The 24,003-nt window shown below is 59.5% G+C and carries 25 protein-coding genes; 19 read left to right on the top strand and 6 right to left on the bottom strand.

The genetic code is table 11. The features are described 5' to 3' along the window. Positions 1-217 precede the first annotated feature (217 nt). Entirely contained in the window at positions 218-4,804 is a 4,587-nt protein-coding gene (locus IP81_RS15925; protein WP_054109002.1) for an S-layer family protein, read from the top strand. 111 nt (positions 4,805-4,915) lie between these two features. Here IP81_RS15925 and IP81_RS15930 read toward each other — a convergent pair whose 3' ends face one another. Next, positions 4,916-5,944, bottom strand: coding sequence for a chemotaxis protein CheB (locus IP81_RS15930; RefSeq protein WP_054109003.1), 1,029 nt, complete (start codon positions 5,942-5,944; stop codon positions 4,916-4,918). Positions 5,945-6,159: 215 nt separating this feature from the next. Here IP81_RS15930 and IP81_RS15935 point away from each other — a divergent pair, with 215 nt between their 5' ends. The 9 genes from IP81_RS15935 to IP81_RS15975 all read left to right on the top strand — a co-directional run bounded on the left by IP81_RS15935 (position 6,160) and on the right by IP81_RS15975 (position 12,996). Continuing rightward, entirely contained in the window at positions 6,160-6,420 is a 261-nt protein-coding gene (locus IP81_RS15935) for an STAS domain-containing protein (protein ID WP_054109004.1), read from the top strand. After that, on the top strand, positions 6,417-8,621 hold the full coding sequence (locus IP81_RS15940) for a chemotaxis protein CheA (RefSeq protein ID WP_054109005.1): 2,205 nt from the start codon (positions 6,417-6,419) through the stop codon (positions 8,619-8,621). The genes IP81_RS15935 and IP81_RS15940 overlap by 4 nt, the downstream gene beginning before the upstream one ends. Continuing rightward, positions 8,618-9,487, top strand: a complete 870-nt coding sequence (locus IP81_RS15945; RefSeq protein ID WP_054109006.1) for a protein-glutamate O-methyltransferase CheR — start codon at positions 8,618-8,620, stop codon at positions 9,485-9,487. The genes IP81_RS15940 and IP81_RS15945 overlap by 4 nt, the downstream gene beginning before the upstream one ends. After that, on the top strand, positions 9,484-10,503 hold the full coding sequence (cheB, locus tag IP81_RS15950; protein WP_054109007.1) for a chemotaxis-specific protein-glutamate methyltransferase CheB: 1,020 nt from the start codon (positions 9,484-9,486) through the stop codon (positions 10,501-10,503). Before IP81_RS15945 ends, cheB begins: the two co-directional genes overlap by 4 nt. A 1-nt stretch (position 10,504) precedes the next feature. Then, positions 10,505-11,062: a chemotaxis protein CheD gene (locus IP81_RS15955; protein ID WP_054109008.1), complete on the top strand. Its 558-nt coding sequence runs from the start codon at positions 10,505-10,507 to the stop codon at positions 11,060-11,062. A 20-nt stretch (positions 11,063-11,082) separates the two neighbouring features. Continuing rightward, positions 11,083-11,454, top strand: coding sequence for a response regulator (locus tag IP81_RS15960; protein ID WP_082356232.1), 372 nt, complete (start codon positions 11,083-11,085; stop codon positions 11,452-11,454). A 29-nt stretch (positions 11,455-11,483) separates the two neighbouring features. Further along, a complete protein-coding gene (locus tag IP81_RS15965; protein WP_054109010.1) occupies positions 11,484-11,927 on the top strand; it encodes a chemotaxis protein CheW in 444 nt (147 codons plus the stop codon). A gap of 42 nt (positions 11,928-11,969) precedes the next feature. Beyond that, complete coding sequence (locus IP81_RS15970; RefSeq protein ID WP_054109011.1) at positions 11,970-12,221, top strand: hypothetical protein; 252 nt, start codon at positions 11,970-11,972, stop codon at positions 12,219-12,221. A 103-nt stretch (positions 12,222-12,324) separates the two neighbouring features. Then, a complete protein-coding gene (locus IP81_RS15975; protein WP_054109012.1) occupies positions 12,325-12,996 on the top strand; it encodes a glutathione S-transferase family protein in 672 nt (223 codons plus the stop codon). Between the two features lie 3 nt (positions 12,997-12,999). Here the strand turns inward: IP81_RS15975 and IP81_RS15980 are convergent, their stop codons facing one another. Next, positions 13,000-13,872 carry a LysR family transcriptional regulator gene (locus IP81_RS15980; RefSeq protein ID WP_054109013.1) on the bottom strand — a complete coding sequence of 291 codons (873 nt, stop codon included), beginning with the start codon at positions 13,870-13,872 and terminating at the stop codon, positions 13,000-13,002. 99 nt (positions 13,873-13,971) lie between these two features. On the opposite strand from IP81_RS15980, the gene IP81_RS15985 reads away from it, so the two are divergent. From IP81_RS15985 to IP81_RS16005, 5 genes are read left to right on the top strand one after another with little or no spacing between them, the layout of a single operon-like run. Beyond that, entirely contained in the window at positions 13,972-14,682 is a 711-nt protein-coding gene (locus tag IP81_RS15985; protein ID WP_054109014.1) for a CoA transferase subunit A, read from the top strand. Positions 14,683-14,685: 3 nt separating this feature from the next. Beyond that, complete coding sequence (locus IP81_RS15990) at positions 14,686-15,492, top strand: hypothetical protein (protein WP_054109015.1); 807 nt, start codon at positions 14,686-14,688, stop codon at positions 15,490-15,492. 24 nt (positions 15,493-15,516) lie between these two features. Continuing rightward, entirely contained in the window at positions 15,517-16,176 is a 660-nt protein-coding gene (locus tag IP81_RS15995; protein WP_054109016.1) for a CoA transferase subunit B, read from the top strand. A 17-nt stretch (positions 16,177-16,193) separates the two neighbouring features. After that, the gene (locus tag IP81_RS16000) at positions 16,194-16,742 is read left to right on the top strand and encodes a glutathione peroxidase (RefSeq protein ID WP_054109017.1); all 549 of its coding nucleotides are present in this window, start codon (positions 16,194-16,196) and stop codon (positions 16,740-16,742) included. Continuing rightward, positions 16,742-17,425 (top strand): glutathione S-transferase family protein, encoded by a 684-nt coding sequence (locus IP81_RS16005; RefSeq protein ID WP_054109018.1) that lies wholly within the window; start codon positions 16,742-16,744, stop codon positions 17,423-17,425. Before IP81_RS16000 ends, IP81_RS16005 begins: the two co-directional genes overlap by 1 nt. A 161-nt stretch (positions 17,426-17,586) precedes the next feature. Here IP81_RS16005 and IP81_RS16010 read toward each other — a convergent pair whose 3' ends face one another. From IP81_RS16010 to IP81_RS16015, 3 genes are all read right to left on the bottom strand, one after another. After that, positions 17,587-18,171 carry a hypothetical protein gene (locus IP81_RS16010; protein ID WP_082356233.1) on the bottom strand — a complete coding sequence of 195 codons (585 nt, stop codon included), beginning with the start codon at positions 18,169-18,171 and terminating at the stop codon, positions 17,587-17,589. Continuing rightward, on the bottom strand, positions 18,168-18,476 hold the full coding sequence (locus IP81_RS19850; RefSeq protein ID WP_082356234.1) for a helix-turn-helix transcriptional regulator: 309 nt from the start codon (positions 18,474-18,476) through the stop codon (positions 18,168-18,170). Before IP81_RS19850 ends, IP81_RS16010 begins: the two co-directional genes overlap by 4 nt. Positions 18,477-18,762: 286 nt before the next feature. Next, positions 18,763-19,218: a DUF983 domain-containing protein gene (locus tag IP81_RS16015; protein WP_369800774.1), complete on the bottom strand. Its 456-nt coding sequence runs from the start codon at positions 19,216-19,218 to the stop codon at positions 18,763-18,765. 79 nt (positions 19,219-19,297) lie between these two features. On the opposite strand from IP81_RS16015, the gene IP81_RS16020 reads away from it, so the two are divergent. Genes IP81_RS16020 through IP81_RS16035 form a run of 4 tightly spaced genes read left to right on the top strand, consistent with a single transcriptional unit; the run spans position 19,298 to position 22,397 of the window. Then, on the top strand, positions 19,298-19,957 hold the full coding sequence (locus IP81_RS16020; protein ID WP_157573306.1) for a ferritin-like domain-containing protein: 660 nt from the start codon (positions 19,298-19,300) through the stop codon (positions 19,955-19,957). Between the two features lie 59 nt (positions 19,958-20,016). Next, the gene (locus IP81_RS16025; protein ID WP_054109020.1) at positions 20,017-20,628 is read left to right on the top strand and encodes a lysophospholipid acyltransferase family protein; all 612 of its coding nucleotides are present in this window, start codon (positions 20,017-20,019) and stop codon (positions 20,626-20,628) included. Further along, positions 20,621-21,418 carry a DUF1295 domain-containing protein gene (locus IP81_RS16030; RefSeq protein ID WP_054109021.1) on the top strand — a complete coding sequence of 266 codons (798 nt, stop codon included), beginning with the start codon at positions 20,621-20,623 and terminating at the stop codon, positions 21,416-21,418. The genes IP81_RS16025 and IP81_RS16030 overlap by 8 nt, the downstream gene beginning before the upstream one ends. Positions 21,419-21,425: 7 nt before the next feature. Further along, positions 21,426-22,397, top strand: coding sequence for an alpha/beta fold hydrolase (locus IP81_RS16035; protein WP_054109022.1), 972 nt, complete (start codon positions 21,426-21,428; stop codon positions 22,395-22,397). Here the strand turns inward: IP81_RS16035 and IP81_RS16040 are convergent. After that, the gene (locus tag IP81_RS16040; protein WP_054109023.1) at positions 22,360-23,769 is read right to left on the bottom strand and encodes a methyl-accepting chemotaxis protein; all 1,410 of its coding nucleotides are present in this window, start codon (positions 23,767-23,769) and stop codon (positions 22,360-22,362) included. The genes IP81_RS16035 and IP81_RS16040 overlap by 38 nt on opposite strands. Positions 23,770-24,003 lie beyond the last annotated feature (234 nt).

Below are 24,003 nucleotides of genomic sequence, written 5' to 3' on the forward strand. Positions count from 1 at the left end.
TCATTGCCAGAGCCATTTTTTATTAAATGGAATCAAGGCATTTTACAATTACGTCAATCAAGCTCCCGATCTATCCCACGATACAATCGTTAACGCGCGCAGGCCGGACTACCGGTTCAGCCTGCACGCGCAGTGGGGCATAGATGATGGCGGGATATCTTCAGGGCTTTGACCTAAGCCGGACTTGCGCAAGCGCGGTAACTACGCAGGTGCCGGCATGAGCAACCCGCCCGTCAACATCGTCCCGGGTGTGCAGACCGTTGCGGAAGATACAGCCCTCACTTTTTCGACCGCCAACAGCAATCTGATCAGTGTGTCTGATGATCTATCGACCACGCTGACTGTTTCGATCACTGCGGCAAGCGGCTGGTTTTCTTTATCGCGCACGACAGGATTGACCTTCAGTGCCGGTTCAAACGGCTCAGCGGCAATGACGTTTACGGGCACGACAACCAACTTGAACGCGGCCTTGGCCGGAGCAAGATACAACGGCAACCTCAACTTTAATGGTGCCGGATCGGTCGTCATTGCGACCACTGATCAGAATGTCCCGGCCCTGACGGATACCGACACCATCGCCATTACCGTGACGGCACGGAATGACCAACCGGGGGCAATTGGTGGCAGTTCAAATATCTTGCTGAACGGCACAAAAGTCTTCTCGCTTGCCGATTTCCCGTTCACGGATGTTGAAGGGAATAGCCTTGCCTCGATACTCGTCAATAATGTCCCACTCAACGGCAGTTTAACGCTGGACGCTGATGGTGCTGGCGGAAATGCGCCTGTCGCTGTGACCGCTGCACAGTCTATTACCGCTGCGGACATTGCCGCCGGAAAACTTGTTTACACCGCCGGATCCCTCACTAACACAGCGACTTTTCGTTATCAGATTGTGGATGACGGTGGAAGGGCGAACGGAGGCAGCAACATGTCGGGCCCTGCTACGCGAACGATCTACACTGTCAACATCCCTCCAGCGGTGAATGCTGGATTGGACATCGAAGTTACATCCGGTACAGCAGCTGCGCTTACCGGCTTGTCCGTTTCGGATGACAATGCCACGCTAACTGCAACATTCACAGTGGCAAACGGAGCGCTTACCCTGCGCACCGATGTGGCGGGGGGATTGACCGCGAGTTCGATTGTCAGCGGGATCAACGGGGCAGGCACCATTGTCGTACGCGGCACACCGGCAGCGATCAATGCCACGCTTTCCGCGCCGAATGGGCTTACCTATATTGGTGACGAGGCTGATACGCTTACCTTGAGGGTGAGTGATGCCATCAACACAACGGCACAATCTGTAGGGTTTTTCTCGCTATACGGGGATGGCATCCATTCAACCGCAATTGCCGATGTGACCGGCGACGGTTTGGCCGACATCATCACCGCATCTGCTTCTGGCGGTGCCATCACTGTGGGGATCCAGACCTCCACAGGCGGTTTCAACCCGGTTAACGTATTCACAGGCCAAAACGGGAATGCGGTGGATGCCATCGTTACCAGCACGAACTCCGGCATGGATTCGTCACCAGATCTTCTGGTGGCAAGTTTGGCTGGCGCGGTCACATCGTTCATCAATACGGGCACAGGAGCGTTTGCCCAAAACCAAGTGATCAGCATCCCGGTGCCCAATGCGATTGTGGCGGGCGATTTCAATTCTGACGGTTTTGCAGATTTCGCCACAGCCAATCGGAATGGAACTGTATCGGTAGCGCTGCATAACGGCACCAGCCTCTATTTGGCACCAACGAGCTACGCGACAAGTGGATTTGATCCGGTCAATTGGGACATTGTCTCCGCTGATTTTGACGAGGATGGCGACCTTGATCTGTTGATTTCAAGCGGCGGCGTTGTTTCCAGCGGAGGCGGAATTTACCTCATGCGCGGGAACGGCAACGGGACCTTCGCAGCAGCGAGCGCAGTCGCAGCCGTCAGCGGCGCAAGCCAGATTGCGACTGCCGATTTCAACAATGATGGTAACATTGACTTCGCCGTAGCGTCCTGGGGCACCAGCACCGTGAGAGTATTCCTGGGAACAGGCACCGGGGCGTTTGCAAACGGGGTGAGCTATAGCGCCGTGAGTTCGGCATCCGGGCTGGTTGCAGGCGATTTCAATGGCGATGGCATTGTCGACCTTGCTGTTGGCGGGGTCCAGAACCCACAATACCGCTATCTTCTCGGGTCAGGAGACGGGACTTTCACACCGGGCAACATGCTCACTGGTGCTATTTTGTCTGGAGCCGCTGGCGACATCGACGGCGATGGTGATCTGGATATTGCGGCGGCAGCTTGGCCTGGCCCTCTTGTCCTGAGCATGAATCGGTCCCCCGCAGGCATCGCCACGGACCAAGCCCAAATCACCATCGCTCCGGCTGACCTGTTCGACGTCACCTCGCCCACCGATGCGGACGACGCCTCCGATACTGTCGCTGAAAATGCCGCCGTTGGTACGGCAGTGGGGATCACTGCATTCGCCACTGACGCGGATGCGACGAACAACACAGTCACTTACAGCCTCATCAACGATGCGGGCGGGCGCTTTGCGATTAACCCGACGACCGGTGTTGTGACTGTGGCCGGTGCGCTCGATTACGAGAGCGGGGCCAGTCATGATATCACGGTCGGGGCGGCCAGTTCCGATGGTTCGACGTCTGATGCGATGTTCACGATCACGGTTGGTGATGTAAACGAAGCGCCGTCGATCACTTCGAACGGCGCAGGCGCAACGGCGGCCATCAGCATCGCCGAGAACACGACCGCAGTAACCGACGTTGATGCCACCGATGGCGATGCGGGCAGCGTGCTGACTTATGAAATCGTCGGCGGGGCAGACGCGGCGGCCTTTGCCATTGACAGCGCGACAGGCGCGCTATCGCTGTTGGTGCCGGCCAACTTCGAGGCACCGGCGGACGTTGGCGGAGACAACATCTACGAGGTGATCGTCGGGGTCAGTGACGGCCTGTTGTCCGACACCCAAACGCTGAACGTGACGATCACCGACGCGATTGATGGTCCGCAGATCGTTACCCTGACGCTTGGTAACGATAGCTATACCGCTGCAACGAATGAAGATTACGTGATCGACGGGCTGGAAGGGGATGACACGATCACCACCGGCAGCGGCAATGATATTGTTCATGGCAATTGGGGCTCTGACACGATCTCGACCGGCGACGGCGATGATGTCATCACTTATGATGGCCTTGAATTCGGCGCGGACATTATTGACGGCGGCGCGGGCGACAACGACCAGATCATCGCTCTGAACGATAACACCGTCATCAGGCTGCGATCGTTTACCGGAATCGAAACGATCAGTGCAAATGGCAAAGCGGGTGTATCGGTTTCGGGCAGCATACTGGCTGATACACTGGATTTTTCGAGTGTGAACATGGTCGGGATCACGGTGTTCAATGCAGGTTCGGGTAATGACCACCTGACCGGCACTGCCGCGGCCGACACGATTATCGGCGCCCGTGGCCAAGATACCCTGATCGGCGGCGGGGGCGATGATGTGTTCGGGATGTCAGCTGGAAGCGGTATTGACAGCATCGATGGCGGTACAGGCTACGATACTCTTTCGGCCATGTCGGCGAACGCCGTGTTCTACTGGGGCACGTTCAGTAATATCGAGGCGATCAGCGGTAACGGATTTGCAGGAGCCCGCATTACCGGCCTTGAGACTGCGGAAACAATCGCGTTTTCAGGCCTGGATCTCACCGATATCGCGATAATCGATGGCGGTGGCGGCAATGATACGATTACCGGCACGGCGCAGGGCGACACGATCTTCGGCAACACCGGTGACGATACGATCAACGCCGCCGGGGGCGATGACACAATCCTGTTCAGGGGCATAACGCTTGATGTGGTGGATGGCGGCAGCGGCATCGATACACTGCGGGCGACCGCCAGAGGCTCCTCCATCCGCTGGGATCTGATCAGCAATGTCGAAGCCGTGGACGGCGCAGGCTTTGACAGGGTTACGGTGACCGGCTCGACAGCAGCCGATACCCTCGACCTTTCAGGCGCAACGCTCACCGATATCGCATTGATCGATGGCGGTGGCGGCAACGATACGATTACCGGAACGGCGCAGGGCGATACGATCTTCGGCAACACCGGTGATGATACGATCAACGCCGCCGGGGGCGATGACACAATCCTGTTCAGGGGCATAACGCTTGATGTGGTGGATGGCGGCAGCGGCATCGACACGTTGCGGGCGACCGCCACAGGTTCGTCCATCCGCTGGGATTTGGTCAGCAATGTCGAGGCTGTGAACGGTGCAGGCTTTGACAGGGTTACGCTGATCGGTTCAACAGCCGCTGATACGCTCGACCTTTCAGGCGTGACGCTTACGGATGTTGCGCTGATCGATGCAGGCGCTGGCAATGATACCGTTATCGGTTCTGCGGGAGCTGACGTGCTGCTGGCAACTGCGGGTAAAGACAGTTTGACGGGCGGCGGTGGGGCAGACACGTTCCGGTTCAACGCTACAGGCGATAGCCGGACAGGACTTGCATGGGATTCCATCACCGACTTTATGGGAGGGGAAGACAAGATTGATCTGTCGCGGATCGATGCTGTATCAAGATCGCCTGGCGATCAGGCGTTCACCTTCATTGGCACGGGCGGATTCAGCAAGACCGCCGGTGAACTGCGCTATGATAATGGCACGACCGATTACACTCGCATCCTTGGCGATGTGAACGGCGATGGAATAGCGGATTTCGAAATCCGTCTGGATTGGATCGGGGCAAACCCGCACATCCTTTCAGCAGCAGATTTCATCCTCTGAAGCGTTTGGGTCAGCAAAACGAAAACCCGGAAAGCCCGTTTAGGGGCCTTCCGGGTTCTTTGTTTTCCCGCGTTGGTGGGGGTCTGACAACGCGGGAAAATCGGGGGTGGGTCAGGCGCTGTTGCAGCTGGCAATCAGGGCTGCGCCCAGATCATCTAGACCAAGTTCCTGTTCCGCTGCGCCCAGGGCAATCACGGCAGCAGGCGCTTCGGCGACCATCGCCGTGTTGGGATCTTGAACAAAGGTTTTGCATCCCTGATCGCGCATCAGTTTGAGGCCTTTGGCACCATCGGCGCCCATGCCCGTGAGCACCGCGGCCGTTGCGGGGACTGACCCGCGCGCAATCGAACCGAACAGGAGGTTGGCAGCGGGACGCATGCCATCGACGGGATCGCGATCAATCAGGCGCAGTTTGGCGGGGCTGCCCGGTTCGATCACCGCATGACGTTCGGGATCAAACGCGATGTGAATGGTGCCAGGCATCAAAGGCGTGACATCCTTGGCGGCTTTGACCGAGCATTTCAGATCGGTATCCATGCGCTTTATAAAGGTTTCCACCACCGCCGGTTCAGCGTTCAGCGTGATCACCGTGGGCGGGCACTTTTCGGGGAAGTAGGAAAGGATCGTTGTTAACGCATCGATCCCGCCCATCGAGGCCGACAGCGCGACGATATAGCCGTTCCATTCAAAATTGGTCTCAGTTGCCTTGTGTTCACGCGGAGCCCTGCGGTCCTTGACGTTGCTGTTGGCCGCCGCGAGCACGATCTTGCCCAGCTTGCCCACGGTCTTGCTGAATTGTTCGGGCGTTGCTTTGAGCGGCTTGGGGAAGCATTCGACCGCGCCCAGTTCATAGGCGCGCAGCGATGTTTCGGTGCCTGCCTGGGTAAGGCTTGAGAGCATGACCACCGGCAGGGGCGCAGTGCCCATGATTTCTTCAAGAAATTCAATCCCGCTCATCCCCGGCATTTCCACGTCAAGCGTGACCACATTAGGGCGCAGCGCAATAATCTGATCGCGCGCCTCGGCAGCGTTTGCCGCAGCGCCAACAACGGTCACGTTCTTCGCTTGATCAAGAATATCGGAGAACAATGCCCGCATCGCTGCGGAATCATCGACGACCAGAACTCGTGCTTCATGCATTGTGACAAAAATCCCTAATTCGAACGCCTTAACGCGCCTGAGAGCTTTGTTTTACGCGCGAAGGGAAAAGCAATTCATGTGCTTGACCTTACGTATCTCACCCTAGCTGTGCCGAAAGTCTGCCTTCGTCCCTCTTGGCCTATCTGATGGCTAACACATGCCGAATCCGGATTCGTTCCGGACCTGGTTTCATCTATGCGGAGGGCACTCGTCCGATGTCGTCAATCTCATTGCCAGCCCGCTGCGACCGCGCAGCCACAGAAGCCTTGCTGCCCGAATTGATCGCGGCGCTGGGTTCCGGGCCGCTGCATATTGATGCGCGCGATTGCCAGCAAGTTGGCCAAGCCATGCTGCAACTCCTTGTAAGTGCTCGCCAAACCGGGGAAGGCGCGGTGATCCTGGCATCGGCAGCCCTGCGCGAGACGGCGGAACTGGCCGGTCTTTCCGAAGAGTTGTTTGCAGGGGCTGACGCATGACCGCCGAGGAAATTCAGGCAATCTTCTTTGCAGAATGCGAAGAATCGCTGGCCGCTGCCGAGCAAGGCCTTGCCGCATGCAAGGAAGGCACGCAGGACGACGATACGGTTAACGCGGTGTTTCGCGGAGTCCATTCGATCAAGGGTGGCGCGGGCGCATTTGGCTATAGCGCGCTGCAAGCCTTTACCCATACCTTTGAGACGCTGCTTTCCGACGTGCGCGATGGCACGGTTGTGATTACCGAACCTCTGATCGATCTGATGCTGATAGCGCTGGATACGTTGAGCGATCACGTAACCGCGGCCCGCGACAGCACCGAACCACCCGAGGACTCAGCGCTTCAGGCGGAACTGACCGCCGCGATGGCTGCAAATGCCGGGGCCGCTCCGGCAGCGCCCGAGCCAGTGCCTGCTGCTGGTGCTGCTCCTGCAACGATGGAAGCCAAGACCATCGAGCCGGACGATGACGATTTCGATCTGGACTTCGATCTGGACGCCTTGCTGGATGATATCTCGGGCGAGATCACCGAGCCTGAAGGCGCAGGCGTAATGCCGCGCTGGGAAATGCGCGTGCGCGCCCACAGCGCCGCCATGCGCAATGGCAGCGAGCCTTTGCTGATGCTGCGCGAAATGGCCGAGCTGGGCGGCAAGTGCACCTCTTGCGATGTTTCGGCGATCCCGCCGCTGGATTCGTTTGATCCGGGCACAGGCTATCTGGGCTGGGTATTCAGCTTCCCCGTGGACGTGAGCGAAAGCGCCGTTCGCGATATCTTTGATTTTGTGGGTGACGATTGCACGCTGGCATTTGGTGAAAATGCGCAGATGCCGCCGATCCGCTTTCCGGCGCCCGTGGCTGCCGCGGCTCCTGCTGCACCAGTAACGGCAAACCTGCCTCAGGCAGCGGCAGCGCCCGCAGCGCCCAACCAACCAAGTGTCGCGCCGGTGCAGCCCGCAGACGATGCGCAGGCAGCCCGCGCCCAGAACGCACCGCCTGCCCCTCCGGCTCCCGGCCAATCGATCCGCATCGAATTGTTCAAGCTGGACAAGCTGATCGATGCCGTGGGCGAACTGGTGATTGCCCAGGCGATGATGGCACAGCGGCTTTCAAGCGATGGTTTGAGCGCTTCTGATGAAATGACGCTGATTGAAGGCCTGACGCGCGACATTCAGGAATCGGCGATGGCGATCCGCGCCCAGCCGATCGGTTCGGTGTTCAGCCGTGTGCCGCGCATCTTGCGCGAACTGGCATCGTCCACCGGCAAGCATGTGCGCCTGGAAGTTTCGGGCGAAAGCACCGAGCTGGACAAGACCGTGATCGAACGCCTTGGCGAGCCGCTCACCCACTTGATCCGCAATGCAGTGGATCATGGCATCGAACCGGCAGACGAACGCATCGCTGCGGGCAAACCTGCCGAAGGCACGCTGACGCTTTCGGCAGAGCATCGTTCGGGTCGCATCCTGATCCGCATCGGCGATGACGGCAAGGGCATCGACCGCGACCGCGTGTTCGCCAAGGCCGTTGAAAAGGGCCTGATCGCGCCCGATACGGTGATGACCAAGGAAGAGATAGACCTTCTGATCTTCGCACCGGGCTTCTCTACTGCCGCAGCCATTACCAACGTTTCCGGTCGCGGTGTCGGCATGGACGTGGTGCGCCAGAATGTGAAAGATCTGGGCGGGCGTATTACCATCGAATCAGAGCCGGGATCGGGCACGATCTTCACCCTTACCCTGCCCCTGACGCTGGCGATTTCCGATGGCATGGTGGTAAATGTCGGCGACCAGACGCTGGTCGTACCGCTGGCAAACGTGGTCGAAAGCTTGCGGCCTGAACCACATGAGGTGCAAGGCCTTGGTGCGAACCGCTGCATGATCAATGTGCGCGGGCGGTTCATTCCGGTCATCCCGCTTAGTGCCTCGGTTGGTGCCATTGGCGCAGCCTCGCATCCGCAAGATGGCGTGCTGATCGTGGTGGAAACCGAAAGCGCGGGCCGCGCCGCGCTGCTGGTAGATGCGATCTGCGACCAGCGCCAGGTGGTGATCAAGAGCCTTGATACGCATTATCGTTCGGTCGAGGGCGTGGCCGGGGCAACGATCCTTGGCGATGGCCGGGTGGCACTGATCGTTGATGTCGACAGTCTGGTATCGCGCAGCCTGGCTTCGTCACAAGCTGCATCCGGCACATTGGCAGAAGCTGCATGAGCCTGATGGAAGCTCTCAACACGTCAATGCCAGGGGTAAGCCCGGGCATCTACGACGAAAAGGATTTCATCGCGATCAGCGAAATCGCGCATGCTGAGGCAGGCATCGTCCTGCCTGCGGGCAAGGCCATGCTAGTCTATTCGCGCCTCGCTCCGCTGGTGCGCAATAGCGGTTGTGCCACTTTCGGCGCTTATGTGATGCGCATCCGCGAAGACGCCGCCGAGCGTTCGAAAACGATCTGCGCGCTGACCACCAATCACACGTTCTTCTACCGTGAAGCCCATCACTTCGAACATTTCGCCAATGAAGTGCGCCCCGGTTTTGTGGATCGGCTGCGCGGTGGCGGCAAAGTGCGCCTGTGGTCTGCCGGGTCTTCCAGCGGCGAGGAAACATGGTCATTGCTGATGACGTTCCTGGGACCAGACCAGGCCGAAGGAGCCGATATCGCCCGTCGCGATGTGCGCCTGCTGGCCAGCGACATTGCCACACACGCGCTGACCAAGGCGCGCGCGGCAACCTATCGCACCGAAGATCTCAAGCCCGTGCCCGATGCATTGCGCCGCAACTGGACGCAAAGTTTGGGCGAGGACACGGCAATTGTGCCCGAAGTGCAGCAGATAGCGCGATTCCGCACGCTGAACCTGCTGGGCGATTGGCCGATGCAGGGGCAGTTTGATGTAATTTTCTGCCGCAACGTCATGATCTATTTCGACAATCCCACCAAAGAGCGCCTTGTTGCGCGCTTTGCGGAAAAACTCGTCCCCGGCGGGTGGCTCTATATCGGCCATTCCGAACGCGTGACCGGACCGGCGATGGAGCATCTGTCGACCATGGGCCCCACCATTTATCGCAAGAGGTCTGCATGAGCATTCGCGTCGTCATCGTCGAGGATTCGCCCACCATGCGCGCAATCTTGATGAACCGGCTTAGCAAAGAGCCGGACATCGAGGTGGTTGCCGCCGCAGCCAATGCCGCTGAAGGCCGCCAGATGATCCGTGAGCTTGACCCGGACGTGGTCACGCTCGACATTGAAATGCCCGGCATGAACGGCCTCGATTTTCTGGCCAAGATCATGGAATTGCGCCCAACGCCGGTGATCATCGTTTCGGGCTCCACGCAAGCCGGCAACGAAATGTCGGCACGTGCGCTCGCGCTGGGTGCGGTCGATTGCTATGCCAAGACCGGCGGCGGGGTTGGTCTGGAGGACGCAGGGCGGCTTGCCCAGATGATCCGCCAGGCATCGAAAGTGGAATTCACCACGCGCGCGCCAGCCGTGCGCAAAGTGGCGCAGGAAGCGCGGGGTTCGCTGCTTGAACGCCCTGCCCTGATCGCGATTGGTTCATCAACTGGCGGTGTGGAAGCCCTGCAAACCGTTTTGGGCAGCTTCCCCGCCGATTGCCCGCCGACCGTGATCGTGCAGCACATCAACGCGCGCTTTGCGCCAGCGGTTGCCCGCACGCTTGATCAATCGTGTCCGCCCAAGATCCTGATCGCCGAACCTGACCTGCCGCTGAAGCAGGGCCACGTCTATCTGGCACCGGGTGATGACCGCCACTTCTCCATCGGCGGATCAAGCACATTCCATTGCAAGCTGCGCCCCGGGGACCCGGTTTCAGGCCACTTGCCAAGCGTTGACGTGCTGTTCGCATCGGTTGCCGAAGTGGTGGGCGCGCGCGCTGTGGGCATCTTGCTGACGGGCATGGGCGCAGACGGCGCGCAAGGCTTACTCGCCATGGCCCGCAAGGGCGCGCACACCATTGCGCAGGACGAGGCCACTTGCACCGTGTTTGGCATGCCGCGTGCAGCGATCAATCTGGGCGCGGCCAATGTGGTTGCGCCATTGGGTTCCATCGCGCGCCACTTGTTCAGCAAGGCGGCCTGATATGAGTTATCAGCAGCCGATCTCCAATGGACCGCCGATTGAGCGTGTCACCGTGATGCAAGGGCAGGCGCTGGCCAGTGCGAGCCCTGCTATTGAATATTCGACCGTACTGGGATCGTGCGTGGCCACGTGCCTGTTCGATCCCGAAACGCGCGTTGGCGGGATGAATCACTTCCTCCTGTCAGAGCCGCCCGCCAACATCCCCGGAGCCAAGATTGACGAGCATTACGGCGTCTATCTGATGGAATTGCTGGTCAATGAAATGCTCTCGAAAGGCGCGCGCAAGCAAAACTTGCGGGCACACCTTTATGGCGGGGCCAACGTCAATCGCAACATGATGAAGATCGGCTCTATGAACGCCGAATTCGCTCGTGAATTCCTCAGGCGCGAAGGCATCATGCTGCTGCGCGAGGATCTTGGCGGGACGCAAGCCCGCCGTGTCGATTTCCGCCCGGCATCGGGCCAGGTCCGCCTCCGCACGGTGGAAGACCGGTTCGCGCCTCCTGTTAAACCCGCCCCAACCCCTGTCGTCACCCGTGGCGACGTCGAACTGTTCTGATCGGAAAAGTGAGTTCCACTATGAGCAAGTCCACCCGAATTCTCACCGTAGACGACAGCCCGTCAATGCGGGCTCTCCTCAACCACGCCCTTGCCGGGCAAGGCTTCGATGTATCGCAGGCAGAGGACGGCATGGCCGCGCTCGACTGGCTGGCGATGAACGAGGTTGATGTGGTGATCACCGATATCAACATGCCCCGCCTCGATGGCTTCGGCTTGATCGAGCGTTTGCGCGAAGGCAGCCGCCATCGCGACCGTCCGATCCTTGTGCTGACCACCGAAAGCTCGGACGAAAAGAAGGCACGTGCGCGTGCAGCCGGTGCGACCGGCTGGATCGTCAAACCGTTCGATCCCGAGAAACTGGTCGCGGCAGTTCGCCGCGTGTCACACTGATGTCCCCCCGTCTTTCAGGAGCTTCCAGCATGTTGCGCGAACTCATTACGTTCGAAGTCGAAGGCCAGGTCTTCGGGCTCGACATCATGGCGATCCGCGAAATCCGCGCATGGTCGCCCACCACACGTCTCCCGCGCGTGCCAAGCTATGTGGCCGGCGTGGTCAACTTGCGCGGCACGGTGCTGCCCGTGATTGATCTGGCGGCCCGCCTTGGCTGGCGCGCAACCGAGCCGACCCCGCGTCACGCGATCATCGTGACCCAGCAAGGTGCACAGATCAGCGGCTGGATCGTCGATTCGGTCAGCGATATCGTCACCCTTGCCAGCGACGCCCTGCAACCCCCGCCGCCCACTTCGGCAGGCGATACGGTTGTGCCGTTCCTCGAAGGCCTTGCCGCAATCGAAGACCGCATGGTGATGGTGCTCAATCTCGCGGCATTGTCTGACGGGGCCGAAATCGCCGAAGCCGCCTGAAGACAACAAGCCGCAAGAGTTAAGCATTAAGGGAGTCGCCCCATGGCGCAAGCAACGCACCGCCAGATTGCTGTCGTGCTACAAGAGCTGGCCGAAGAGGTCGAAGCGCTCGGCGCCTCGCTGTGCATCGATATGGACATCGCCATGCGCCACATGGACAAACTGCAAGCGATAGACCTCATCGCCCAGAAGCAACGCTCATTAGGCAGCCTGCTGGCGGCAGAACGCCCCGCCGAAGAAATCGAACGCATCGCAATTGACGTGCTGCGCGACAGGATGCGGTTGTCGGGGTAGGAGTTAATGGAAAGCGGTAGCGCTTTTTTGCGGCCGTGCTTTTGAATACAAAAGTTCACACCCCCTAGACTTCCCCGCCATCACCGCGCAATGACACGGCATTATGTGGCAGCTCTATCAATTCCCTTTGTGCCCGTTCAGCCGGAAGGTGCGGCTTCTCTTGAGCGAGAAGGGCGTGGCTTATGATCTGGTGCGGGAAAACCCGTGGGAGCGGCGCGAGGGGTTTGGTAATATCAGCCCGGCCTATCGCACGCCCGCCATCCAGAACCCCGAGCGCGGGATCAGTTTGGCTGATAGCCGGGCGATCTGCGAGTATTTTGAAGAGACCGTCGACAAGACGCCGATGATCAACGGCACGGCGGCCAATCGCGCGGAAATCCGCCGCCTTGTCGCGCTGTTTGACGAAAACTTTTATGCAGATGTAACCGCGCCGTTTCTGGACGAGCGCATGAGAAAGCGGCTGATCTATCGCACGCCGCCCGATAGCAAGCGCTTGCGCGATGCGATCCGTTTGGCGGATGAGCATTTGTATTACATCGATTTTCTGATCGATAACCGCCCGTGGCTGGCAGGAGCACAGATGAGCCTTGCCGATCTTGCCGCAGCCGCGCAAATCTCGGTTGCCGATTATCTTGGCGGAATTGACTGGTCGAATCACGAACAGGCGCGCGGCTGGTATTCGGTGTTCAAAAGCCGCCCCAGCTTTCGCCCGCTGCTGGCCGAGCGGATGGACGTGATCCAGCCGCCCGAGCACTATTCGGATGTGAACGCCTGAATTTCAGGAATCGATACGCAGGTCTGCCGCGCGGCGAAACAGTTCCAGCACCACCGGATCGCTTTCCGTGGTCCGAATTGCGGCTTCGAAGTGGATCATGCGCGCGGGGCGCGGCAGGACTTCAACAAGCGCGCCCGATGCCAGCAAGGGCCGAACCATCGGTTCGGGCAGGACAGCCGCGCCGCCGCCGCCGCTGACGATATCGACCAAAGTGCGCACATTGTTGCAGGTGCTGATCGAGCGCGGGGTGATAGCGCCTTGCGCCAGCGTTTCAAGCATAACGCCATGCAGCGGCGAATGGCTGGGGATCGACCATACCGGCAGGTTTTGCGCAAAGCCCCCTGCCCGCGCCGTTTCTTGTCCTGCCACCCAGACAAGGCTGACCGCGCCCAACCCTGCCGTGCGGATGCCGGGGCTCGCGACCGGCCCTGCAAGGAAAGCCATATCGATCATGCCGCCCAGCAATTGCTGGAGCATGCGCGCGGTCAGATCGAGTTCGATTTCAAGCGTGACGCCGGGCAGATCACGCTCGACGTCGTGGACATAGGCAGGCAGGCACGATGCCGCCGCAATCTCGCCAGTGCCGATGCGCACGGTGCCGGTGGCGCCTTCAAAGCCGGATGCGGTGAGCAGCGCCTTTTCAAAGCCCGCCCAAAGCGGCTCGCACTCTTTCACCAGCCGCCGCCCTCGCGCGGTGAGCACCATGTTGCGCCCTTCGCGCCGAAATATGGCGATGCCCAGTTGCTCCTCGATTTCACGAACGCGGGCGGATATGGCAGGTTGCGTGGTATTCAGCCGTTCGGCCGCGCCGCGAAAAGTGCCGAGGCGCGCGATCCACAGCAGGGTTTCGAGATGGTAGATGGCAATGCGTTTCATTTGATCAGACTTTGTTATCGATTAAGATAAAAAACAATCGCTCTTTTCAATCCGTCGACTGTGCTAGAACTCCGTCAAGAACGCAGGAGAGATTTCCCGATGTCCAAGAAGCTTTATGCCGATGCCGCAGCGGCACTTGAAGGTTTGTTGCGCGATGATCTGCTGATTGCTTGCGGCGGTTTTGGCCTGAGCGGCATTCCCGAACGGCTGCTGGATGCGGTGCGCGACAGCGGGGTGAAGGACCTGACCTTTGCCAGCAATAACGCCGGGATCGATAACGAAGGCATCGGCAAGCTTTTGCGCACGCGCCAGGTGCGCAAAATGATTTCCAGCTATGTGGGCGAAAACAAGGAGTTTGAACGGCAGTATCTGTCGGGCGAACTGGAAGTGGAATTCTCCCCGCAAGGCACTTTGGCCGAGCGTATGCGGGCAGGCGGCGCCGGCATTCCCGGGTTCTATACCAAGACCGGCGTCGGCACGCTGGTGGCGCAAGGCAAGGAAACAAAGGTTTTCAACGGGCAGGAATATCTGCTGGAGCAAGGCATTTTTGCCGATCTTTCGCTGGTCAAGGCATGGAAGGCCGATGACAGCGGGAACGTGGTATTCCGCAAAACCGCGCGCAATTTCAACGTGCCAGCCGCCACGTGCGGCAAAGTCTGCGTGGTCGAGGTTGAGGAGCTGGTGCCTGCAGGCAGCCTTGATCCCGACAGCATCCACTTGCCGGGCGTCTATGTGCAGCGGATCATCGTTGGCGCGCCCTATGACAAGAAGATAGAGTTCCGCACCGTGCGCAAGCGCGAAGAAGCCTGAACGATGCGCGCGCTGCCGGTCATGGTGGTGCTGGCTCTCCTGGCCACGCAGCTTGGCGGTTGCGCGGCGAAGGGCCGTGGCGCGCGTGCGCGCATGGTTGAGGCCGCTGCACCCGTGGCGGCGGTAACGGAAGCAGCGCCAGAGCCGGTAAAGCCAGACCCGGTCATGGAAGTGGGGCCTGATGTGATGGCTGATCCCCGCACTCCGGGCCAGTTGCCCATGCCCTATTCAGCGCGGTTAGCCCGCGATGACGCCGGGTACAGCGCGCTGACCGAATATGTGCTGGCGGTGATCGGCGATGGCAAACCCTTGCCGGGCCGCAGTTCCGCCCTGATTGACCAGCCCAGTCTGGCCCGCGTGCCGCGCATGAAGCTCTGCGCCGATCAGCGGCCTGCACTGATCCTCGATCTGGATCACGGCGGCAAACCCTTTGATCTGGGCGATGCGCCGACGCCCGAAGCGGGATTGGCCGAGCAATTGCGCGTGATACGGGGGCGCGGCGTCGCCGTGGTATGGCTGGCAACGCTTCCCCAAAGCGCGGAACGCGATGTGCTGACAATGGTCAAGGCGACCGGCCTTGATCCGCTGGGTATTGATCGTGCGCTGCTTTTGCGGCGCGGCGAGGTGCGCAAGCAGCAGATCCTCAACCGCGCGGACGAGGATTGGTGCGTGTTGGCAATAGCGGGCGATAGCCGCAGCGATTTTGACGAAGTGTTTGATTATCTGCGCAATCCGGACGGGCCGGTAGCGCTGGCGTTGGAGCAGTACATCGGGGCCGGATGGTTCGTTGTGCCGCCGCCCATCCGCTGACATCTTGTAGAAAGACCCAATACGATGACCACGCATGACGGACTGAAGGCAGGCTGGAGCCGCGATCAAATGGCCGCCCGCGCCGCGCAGGAATTGCAGGACGGCTTTTATGTGAACCTTGGCATCGGTATCCCGACGCTGGTGGCCAACCATGTGCCCGAAGGCATGACGGTGACGCTGCAATCGGAAAACGGGATGCTGGGCATCGGCCCGTTCCCTTATGAGGGCGAAGAAGACGCCGATCTGATCAACGCGGGCAAGCAAACCATCAGCGAATTGCCGCAAACCGCCTATTTCGACAGCGCCACCAGCTTTGCCATGATCCGTGGCGGCAAGATCGATCTGACCGTGCTGGGCGCGATGGAAGTGGCCGAAAACGGCGACATCGCCAACTGGATGGTGCCCGGCAAGATGATCAAGGGCATGGGCGGCGCAATGGATCTGGTCGCGGGCGTCAAGAAGATCATCGTGGTGATGGAACACGTGGCCAAGGACGGTTCGCCAAAGTTCATGCCTTCATGCACCTTGCCATTGACCGGCGTGGGCGTGGTGGACATGATCGTGACCGATCTTGCAGTGTTCGCCCGGCCCGATCACGCCTCGCCTTTCCAACTGCTGGAGCTGGCTCCCGGCGTGACGGCGGAAGAAGTACGCGCGAAGACGACCGCGCATTACATCGATTGATTTGGAGAGTACGCGTCATGGCTACTGATCTTGCATCCATTCCCTTGACCCGCCTTGATGGCAGTGCCGACACTCTGGCCAATCATGCGGGCAAAGTGCTGCTGGTGGTCAATGTCGCGTCCAAGTGCGGACTGACCCCGCAGTATGAGGGGCTGGAGGCGCTGTATCAGGCCAAGGCCGATAGCGGTTTGGAAGTGCTGGGTTTTCCCGCCAATGATTTTGGCGCACAGGAACCCGGCACGCACGAGGAAATCGCCGAATTCTGCAAGCTCAATTATGGCGTTTCGTTCCCGCTGTTTGCCAAGGCCGATGTGACCGGCCCTGCCAAACAGCCGCTCTACGCCGCACTGACGCAAGCCCTGCCCGCCAAGCAAGGCCCCGCCGAGGAGTTCCGCGAACGCCTGAAGGGCTATGGCATGACGCCGACGCAAGACCCCGAAGTGTTATGGAATTTCGAAAAGTTCCTGATCGCGCGCGACGGCACCGTGGCGGCGCGCTTTGCCCCGGGCATAACGCCGGATGATCCGGCACTGCTGGCGGCGGTCGAGGCTGAGCTGGCGAAGTAATGCCCTATACCCTGATCACCGCCAACCGGAACTATTCCAGCTGGTCACTGCGCCCGTGGTTGCTGATGAAGGCGCTGGGCATCGGCTTTGATGACCGGATCGAACCGTTCACCAAGCCTGCCAATTACGACGAGTTCCGCGCCTTTTCACCCACCGGCCAGGTGCCGGTGCTGATCGATGGCGCGCGCACGGTATGGGACTCGCTGGGCATCACGCTCTATCTGGCAGAGCGGCATCAGGGCGTGTGGCCGCAAGACGAAGCCGCGCGTGCCTTTGCCATCTGCGCCGTAACCGAAATGCACGGCGGCTTTTCGGCCCTGCGCAACGATTGCACGATGAACGTCGGCGTGCGGGTGAAGCCGCGCCCGATGAGCGCTGCGCTACTGCGCGATGTGGGCCGCGTGCGCGAGATTTTTGAGGAAGGCTTGGCGCAGTTTGGCGGGCCGTTGCTGGCGGGCGCAGAATTCACCGCACTCGACGCCTTCTTCGCCCCCGTAGCCTTCCGCATCCGCACCTATGGGCTTGATGTGGGCGCCGGGCAAGCATGGGTGGATCACATTCTGGCGCATCCGGCCATGCTGCAATGGGAAGCCGAGGCCTTGGCCGAAACGTGGCGCGAAGTGGGCCATGAGGCCGAACTGGCAGAGTGCGGGGAAGTGATTGCGGATTACCGCGCGGGGTGAGGCTGTTGGGCAGTAAACCTTGCGTGTAATCGCGACGACTGAGCGAGAATTTGATCCGAAAGCTGCCCTTCAGGACACGACCCCGTTGCGGACTCAGCCCTAACCTATCGAAATCCAGACCGTTCCCATTGGGAAAAGATATTCGACCTTAGCGCTTTTTTCTAGTCAACGACCCTAGAGTCGCGCTTCGCAAGATGCAGTAAATACAGGCTCCCCGCTACGATAGAGCCCCAGATTACGATCGATTCAATTGCTAAGGCTTTGAAAAGCTGGATATTCACCAAACCGGCGCGCGAGGCCCAATTTGCATTGAGACCAGCCGAGAGTAGGATCGCCGCACCCAACATTCCGCCCGCAGTAACTGCTAAAGCTCTTGAGCCGAGGAAAAATGCGATCATCGCGCTAGCAATGTAAACCACTGCTAACCCTACAAAGACTATTCCCGCAGGTGCGTGGACGCGCCACACGCCGATTGAGGACCAAGCCGCGATTGCACCCAATCCCAGTAGTCCAATCAACATGAGCGACTGAATGACTTTCCGCTGAAATTCCATTTCTCGTATCCTCTCCTGAATGCAGGTTGATAAGCAGCCGAGGGTGAAGCCAAGTGCTTCATTTGGACATTCGATGGCGTTTGCTTCCGCCAGCATTGCAGCGACCCAATCGGCCTTGTCGTGAGGCATGAGGGTGGCAAGCTGTCGCCCGATAAAGTCGACAAGGGTCTGTATAACCGCCTGGTTAATCATGGGCTTGTAACCAGCTTGGACAGGTCTCTCACACACTCCTCGGCAAGCAAGCTACTTGCGAAAGAAATCCCGTTTTTAGTTAAGCGATAAACTTGCCGCGCGCGCGGGCGTCCGCCCCCTGTCTCGCTCCATTGCGATTCAAGTAAATCACTTTCCTTAAGCCGGATGAGCAGCGGATATAGGGTGCCGGATTTCAATCCAGAAGCCTGCATCAGGTCATAGCCGTGCCGCCATTGATTGGCGCCACTCACCATTGCTGAAAAGAGCTTGATGGCTTGCGGAGAGGTATTTGGGGCTCGGGGCATAACTCATAGTCTACATATGTAGAGTATGAAGTCAATGACCAGATTAGCGTTGGGCTAATTTGCCCATAGCAACCAACCTGCGGCTCGTTCCGACAGGTGCCGCAGTCGCCGAGTTAGTCCCTCGAAACGTCCGGTAACCAACCGACTCCAAACACTCAGCGCATACAACCCAAACCCCCAAAACCCGCCATCCCCCTTCACCCCGGGTCAAGCTGTACAGCCCGAGGTGACGGTAGAAGGTAGAGAGTATTGGGGTGTGGTTGGCCTTTGGAACGCGAGGCCCAAGCTAAACTTTGGTGCTATCGTCCTTATCCTTGGCGTTCAGCTTCGCCCACAAACTCTCCGTCCCCGCTTCAATCGCGTTGTTCACATATTGCGAGGCGACGAGCCAGCCTTTGAACGGGCGCAGGGTGGCGAGACAGCCGAGGGCGAGGATCGGGATGGAGGTGAGGACGTGCACCCACCACGGCGGGGAAAAGGCGACTTCGACCCAGACGACGAGGAACGTCAACGGAAAGGCGGTGATGCACAGCGCGAAGAAGGCGGGGCCATCATCGGCATTGGCGAAATCATAATTCAGCCCGCATTCGGGGCAGGTCTTTTGCAGTTTCAGCCAGCCGTTGAACATCGATGCTTTGGCACAGCGCGGACATAAGCCTTTCAAGCCACACCGGAAAATCCAATCAAACTTGGGGTTCTTGGTGAAAATGGCCATGCCGTGTGATCCTGTATCGTGTGCCATCGTCCATATGCCCATGCCCGCGCTTGGCAAGTCCGAAGGGGATGATGGAACGAAACGCGACTTTGTGACATTGTGTTGCGTGCCTCAAATTATCCAGCGCTTCCGCGCCCGCTTTCTCGACGTTTTGGCGTCGATCTACATCTACAACGAACATCGCGGCTATACGTCGCTGGATCGTGTGCTGGATGCGGTGCGTGTGCGCTGCCCCGATGATCCTGCGTTTATCGCAGCCATCGCCAAGCATCGGGGGGATGAACGCAAACACTATGTGATGTTCAAGCGGTGGTTCGAATTGCAAGGGCGGATGCCTTTGGCGGTGGACAGCACCTGCGGGCACATCGACCGGTTCATCGAGAAAGTGTTTGGCTGCTCAATCGATGATCTGGACACCCAGGGCGTGATCGCCAGCCCCGATGCATTCGAGCGTTTGTGCCGGGTGATTATGCTGACCGAACAACGCGGTATGCATCAGGTTGATGTGCTGCTGCGCAACCGCCACGTCTTGTCTGACAAGGCAATGAAACGCATTTTCGAGGTGGTGGCGCGCGATGAGCCCGATCACTGGATGCCCTATGAAAACTGGCTGGAACGGCAGGGCCGCGCCAAGGCAAAGCTGCGCGAACGCTGGTCAGACTACTGGATTCACAAGTCTTTGATGCTGGTAAAGCTGCCCAGCCTGTTCCTGCGACGGTCCACTCCAAGAATGACGGTGTGGCCCGATGCGGGCGAAACTGCCTGACCCAATGAACCCTTCGACAATGCCCCGCCCTGACGCTACGCTGCGCACGGGAGACGGGGATGACAGGATTTATCGAAGACCGCAGGCCGAGCCTGTTATCGCGGCTGGTGCGCAAGGCGCTCGTCACTTTTTACCGGATGCGCGGCTGGAAAGCGCATGGCGCGCCGCCCGCCGATGGCCGCTGCGTGATTATCGCAGCGCCGCATACTTCGAACTGGGACTTCCTCTATTTCATCGGGCTGACCGAGGATCTGGGCCTGATGCCGCATTTTATGGCCAAAGACAGCCTGTTCCGCTGGCCGCTGGGCAGGTTCATGCGCGATATGGGCGGCGTTCCGGTGGTGCGATCATCGCGGCAGAACGTGGTCGATGCGATGGCAGCGGAGTTTGCGCGGCGTGACCGTTTCATGCTGACCATCGCGCCCGAGGGCACGCGCGGGAAAGTGGGGCAGTGGCGCACGGGGTTTTATCATATCGCGATGAAGGCCGGCGTGCCCTTGGTGGTGGGCATGATGGATTATGGCACGAAAACCGGCGGGCTTGGCCCGGCAATCTGGCCAACTGGAGACTATGACGCTGATATGGCTAAGATTTTTGAATACTATCGCAAAGTAACACCCAAGCATCCTTCGCACGGGATCAGCAGTCTGGCGGAGGTGAGCCATGATTGAAGCTTTGCTGATCAATGCCGCTGTGCTGGTGCTGGGCATGGTGGTGCTGTGGCGCATTGCGGTGCGGATCGGAGATGTAAGCTTTATTGACGCGGTGTGGGGCGGCGGCATGGCTGTGCTGGCGCTGGCATCGTGGGCGCAAGTGTTTGGCGATAATGGGAAAAGGGCTGACCTGATTGCCGCCATGGCGGCGATTTGGGGCGCGCGTCTGGCGTGGCATTTGTTCACCCGCTGGCGCGCGCATGGGGAGGATCCGCGCTATGCCAAGATGCTGGGCAAGGCGCGGGCGCAAGGACGCTATGGCGCGGCGGCGCTGAAAGTGGTGTTCGCGCCGCAAGCGGTTTTGCTGTTTATCACGTGTTTGCCTGCGCAAATGGGCATTTTGGCGCGCGGCGAGGTGGCGTCTGTGGGCGCTTTGGCGGCATCTGGTGCCGTTTTGTGGCTGATCGGCATGGTATTCGAGGCGGTTGGCGATGCGCAGCTAAACCGCTTCCGCGCCGACCCTGCCAACAAGGGCCGCGTGTTGGATTCAGGGCTGTGGCGCTATACCCGCCATCCCAATTACTTTGGCGATGCCTGCGTGTGGTGGGGCATCTGGCTGGCCGCAGCCGAGGCCGGCCCCTGGGTTGCGATCATCAGCGCGATTGGACCTGTGTTCCTGACCTTCACCCTCACCCGCTGGTCGGGCAAGCCGCTGTTGGAAAAAGACATGGCAGCGCGGCGGCCCGGCTATAGCGAATATGTGCAGCGCACATCTGGGTTTGTGCCGTGGTGGCCCAAGCGGGGTTAGCAGCGGGATGGCGGGACGCGGTGTAAAGATCATGGGCCGTGTGGCAGGCTTTGCCGTGCTGGCCTCGGCTACGCTGTCAGTCTGGCTCTATACCCCCGACAAGCCGCGCGCAGGATTGGCGGCGGCTTATGCAGGGGATTACCGCACGGTTGACGCGGTGCGCCTTCGCCTGCGGGACAGTGGCCCGCGCGATGCACCGGCGGTGATCCTGTTGCACGGTTTCGGCGCGAGCCTTGAAACTTGGGACGGATGGGCGGGACCACTTTCGCAGCGTTACCGCGTGATCCGGTTCGATCTGCCCGGATTTGGCCTGACCGGCAGCGATCCTACCGGCGATTACAGCGATGCCCGATCAATCCGCGTGCTGGCCGGATTGATGGACCAGTTGGGCATTGCGCGGGCTGCCATCGTCGGAAACTCGCTGGGCGGGCGGATCGCGTGGAATTTCGCCGCGCAACAGCCGGACCGGGTTTCGCGGCTGGTGCTGGTATCGCCCGATGGCTTTGCCAGCCCCGGCTTTGAATATGAAAAGGCCCCGGACGTCCCGCTGATGATGAAGGCGCTGCCCTATACCGCGCCGCGCGGCATGCTGAAGGCCAATCTGGCGGCGGCCTATGCCCGCCCCGAACGGCTGGGCGAGGCGACCGTGACCCGCTATCGCGACATGATGCTGGCCCCCGGCGTGCGCCGCGCCATCCTTGCCCGCATGGACCAGACGATCCTGCGCGATCCGGTCCCGGTGCTGGCCCGCATCAAGACCCCGACGCTGCTGATCTGGGGCGAGAAAGACGGCATGATCCCGATCAGCAATGCCGCCGATTACCTGCGCGTAATGCCCACCGCCACGCTGGTGCGTCTGCCCGATCTTGGCCATCTGCCGTTCGAGGAGGACCCCGCCCGGTCGCTGCCGCCGCTGGAGCGTTTCCTTGCGGATGGGGGCGTCAGAACTCGGACCAGTCGTCAGAACCCACAACCTTAAGCGCCGCGTTACCGATAGACTGGTATTGATCTGCGGGTCTGTGAGATTGAGCCGAAGAGCGCATTGTTGGCGCGCGCGTTGCCTGACTCACATTTTGGCTGCCCGTGTCGAACCGTTGAATCACGTTAGCCAATTCATGGGCCTCTTGCGACAGCGAACGAGCAGCAGCTGTTGCCTCTTCGACCATCGCGGCGTTCTGTTGCGTAACCCGATCAACGTCGGCGACAGCAGTATTGACCTTTTGAAGACTGACTGCCTGGTCATGCGCATTGCTGGCAATCTCTGCGACTTGGTGGTTGATATCCCCCACTCGGTTCACGATACCGGACAAAACCGTACCAGCCTGCCCGACCAAATTCACACCGGATTTGACTTGTTCGCTCGACGTCGAGATTAGAGTCCTGATATCGCGCGCCGCGTCTGCTGAACGCTGGGCAAGCGCACGCACTTCAGTAGCCACAACCGCGAAGCCTTTGCCGGCATCACCCGCCCGCGCAGCTTCGACACCAGCATTAAGTGCGAGAAGATTGGTCTGGAAAGCAATAGCGTCGATCAAGCCAACAATTTGACCAATTTCATCAGCGGATTTTGCAATAGCGGCCATCGCTTCAACAGCTTGTTCTACGACAGCACCGCCGGTTGAAGCTTCTTCGTGCGTTCGGCTAATCGATTCTTGCACTGCGCTGGCCGATTGCGCCATGGTGTTAACGCCCAGCGTAACCTGGTTGAGGGCGGCCGAGGTTTCTTCGACGCTGGCAGCTTGCTGCTCGTTGCGGCGCGCAAGATCATCAGAAGCGCTATGGATCTCACTCGCGCCGGTCATGACCGTCTGCGTTGTCTGGTTCACGCTGTGGATGGCTTCAGAAAGTGATGTGACCGCGCGGTTAAAATCTGTTCGCAGTTCTTCATAAGTACCGGGAAACGTTTCACGGATCTGACAATTCAACTTGTTTTTGGCTAGCGCGCTCATTGCGCCTTTTAACGCCATGACGACGAGTTCTTGAGATTCCTTCGCGCGCCGCACTTCCAAGGCATTCTGCCTGAAAGACGCCATTGCCCGTGTCATGCGCCCGACGCAGTCCTGATAGTCAGGATAGGCAAACGGAGTTTCGGTATCGCCGTCAGCAAGTGCCTCCATGCGAACAACAGTGTTGACGTATGGGCGGCAGATACGATCTTTTGCGACCAAGGTAGTGGTGATAACAGCGGCAAGCGCGAATATCCCCATGCCGATCGCAACAGTTCCTGAAAGAAGGCCAAGTTCTGCCAGAACAGTGCTGATCAGACCGATAAGAGAAATGCCTGTATAAATGATCAGCAAAGTATCGAATTTTTTCCTGATCGGCGCATCTTTTTCAAACCAGTCAAGCATGTTTCCACCTTAAGTTGCGACCCGGTTTTATTTCGCCGAAAAGATTCAGATATCCCGTGTCATCGCCGCTTTTAAGACGAAAGCCTCGCGATCTGGTGTTGAGATGCATACGGTCAATGACGTAAAAAGCCGTAGTCAGAATTTAACAAAGAGCGCTGCATGTGGCGGTCTGTCAGGATAGCAGCAGAACTACAGACCGCAGACGCCGGACGATGCACCGGTGAGGATGACAGC

Origin of the sequence: Novosphingobium sp. AAP83 (assembly GCF_001295795.1) — a bacterium.
Lineage (GTDB): Bacteria > Pseudomonadota > Alphaproteobacteria > Sphingomonadales > Sphingomonadaceae > Novosphingobium.

Bases quoted from the DNA above. Each gene is read 5' to 3' on its own strand.
- IP81_RS15960 (WP_082356232.1), top strand. From the start codon at position 11,083: ATGAGCAAGTCCACCCGAATTCTCACCGTAGACGACAGCCCGTCAATG.
- IP81_RS15990 (WP_054109015.1), top strand. From the start codon at position 14,686: ATGCGCGCGCTGCCGGTCATGGTGGTGCTGGCTCTCCTGGCCACGCAG.
- cheB (WP_054109007.1), top strand. From the start codon at position 9,484: ATGAGCATTCGCGTCGTCATCGTCGAGGATTCGCCCACCATGCGCGCA.
- IP81_RS16025 (WP_054109020.1), top strand. From the start codon at position 20,017: ATGACAGGATTTATCGAAGACCGCAGGCCGAGCCTGTTATCGCGGCTG.
- IP81_RS15945 (WP_054109006.1), top strand. From the start codon at position 8,618: ATGAGCCTGATGGAAGCTCTCAACACGTCAATGCCAGGGGTAAGCCCG.
- IP81_RS15985 (WP_054109014.1), top strand. From the start codon at position 13,972: ATGTCCAAGAAGCTTTATGCCGATGCCGCAGCGGCACTTGAAGGTTTG.
- IP81_RS15925 (WP_054109002.1), top strand. From the start codon at position 218: ATGAGCAACCCGCCCGTCAACATCGTCCCGGGTGTGCAGACCGTTGCG.
- IP81_RS15995 (WP_054109016.1), top strand. From the start codon at position 15,517: ATGACCACGCATGACGGACTGAAGGCAGGCTGGAGCCGCGATCAAATG.
- IP81_RS15930 (WP_054109003.1), bottom strand. From the start codon at position 5,944: ATGCATGAAGCACGAGTTCTGGTCGTCGATGATTCCGCAGCGATGCGG.
- IP81_RS15935 (WP_054109004.1), top strand. From the start codon at position 6,160: ATGTCGTCAATCTCATTGCCAGCCCGCTGCGACCGCGCAGCCACAGAA.
- IP81_RS16005 (WP_054109018.1), top strand. From the start codon at position 16,742: ATGCCCTATACCCTGATCACCGCCAACCGGAACTATTCCAGCTGGTCA.
- IP81_RS16000 (WP_054109017.1), top strand. From the start codon at position 16,194: ATGGCTACTGATCTTGCATCCATTCCCTTGACCCGCCTTGATGGCAGT.
- IP81_RS15965 (WP_054109010.1), top strand. From the start codon at position 11,484: ATGTTGCGCGAACTCATTACGTTCGAAGTCGAAGGCCAGGTCTTCGGG.
- IP81_RS16015 (WP_369800774.1), bottom strand. From the start codon at position 19,218: ATGGCACACGATACAGGATCACACGGCATGGCCATTTTCACCAAGAAC.
- IP81_RS19850 (WP_082356234.1), bottom strand. From the start codon at position 18,476: ATGCCCCGAGCCCCAAATACCTCTCCGCAAGCCATCAAGCTCTTTTCA.
- IP81_RS15940 (WP_054109005.1), top strand. From the start codon at position 6,417: ATGACCGCCGAGGAAATTCAGGCAATCTTCTTTGCAGAATGCGAAGAA.
- IP81_RS16030 (WP_054109021.1), top strand. From the start codon at position 20,621: ATGATTGAAGCTTTGCTGATCAATGCCGCTGTGCTGGTGCTGGGCATG.
- IP81_RS15955 (WP_054109008.1), top strand. From the start codon at position 10,505: ATGAGTTATCAGCAGCCGATCTCCAATGGACCGCCGATTGAGCGTGTC.
- IP81_RS15970 (WP_054109011.1), top strand. From the start codon at position 11,970: ATGGCGCAAGCAACGCACCGCCAGATTGCTGTCGTGCTACAAGAGCTG.
- IP81_RS16040 (WP_054109023.1), bottom strand. From the start codon at position 23,769: ATGCTTGACTGGTTTGAAAAAGATGCGCCGATCAGGAAAAAATTCGAT.
- IP81_RS15975 (WP_054109012.1), top strand. From the start codon at position 12,325: ATGTGGCAGCTCTATCAATTCCCTTTGTGCCCGTTCAGCCGGAAGGTG.
- IP81_RS16010 (WP_082356233.1), bottom strand. From the start codon at position 18,171: ATGATTAACCAGGCGGTTATACAGACCCTTGTCGACTTTATCGGGCGA.
- IP81_RS15980 (WP_054109013.1), bottom strand. From the start codon at position 13,872: ATGAAACGCATTGCCATCTACCATCTCGAAACCCTGCTGTGGATCGCG.
- IP81_RS16035 (WP_054109022.1), top strand. From the start codon at position 21,426: ATGGCGGGACGCGGTGTAAAGATCATGGGCCGTGTGGCAGGCTTTGCC.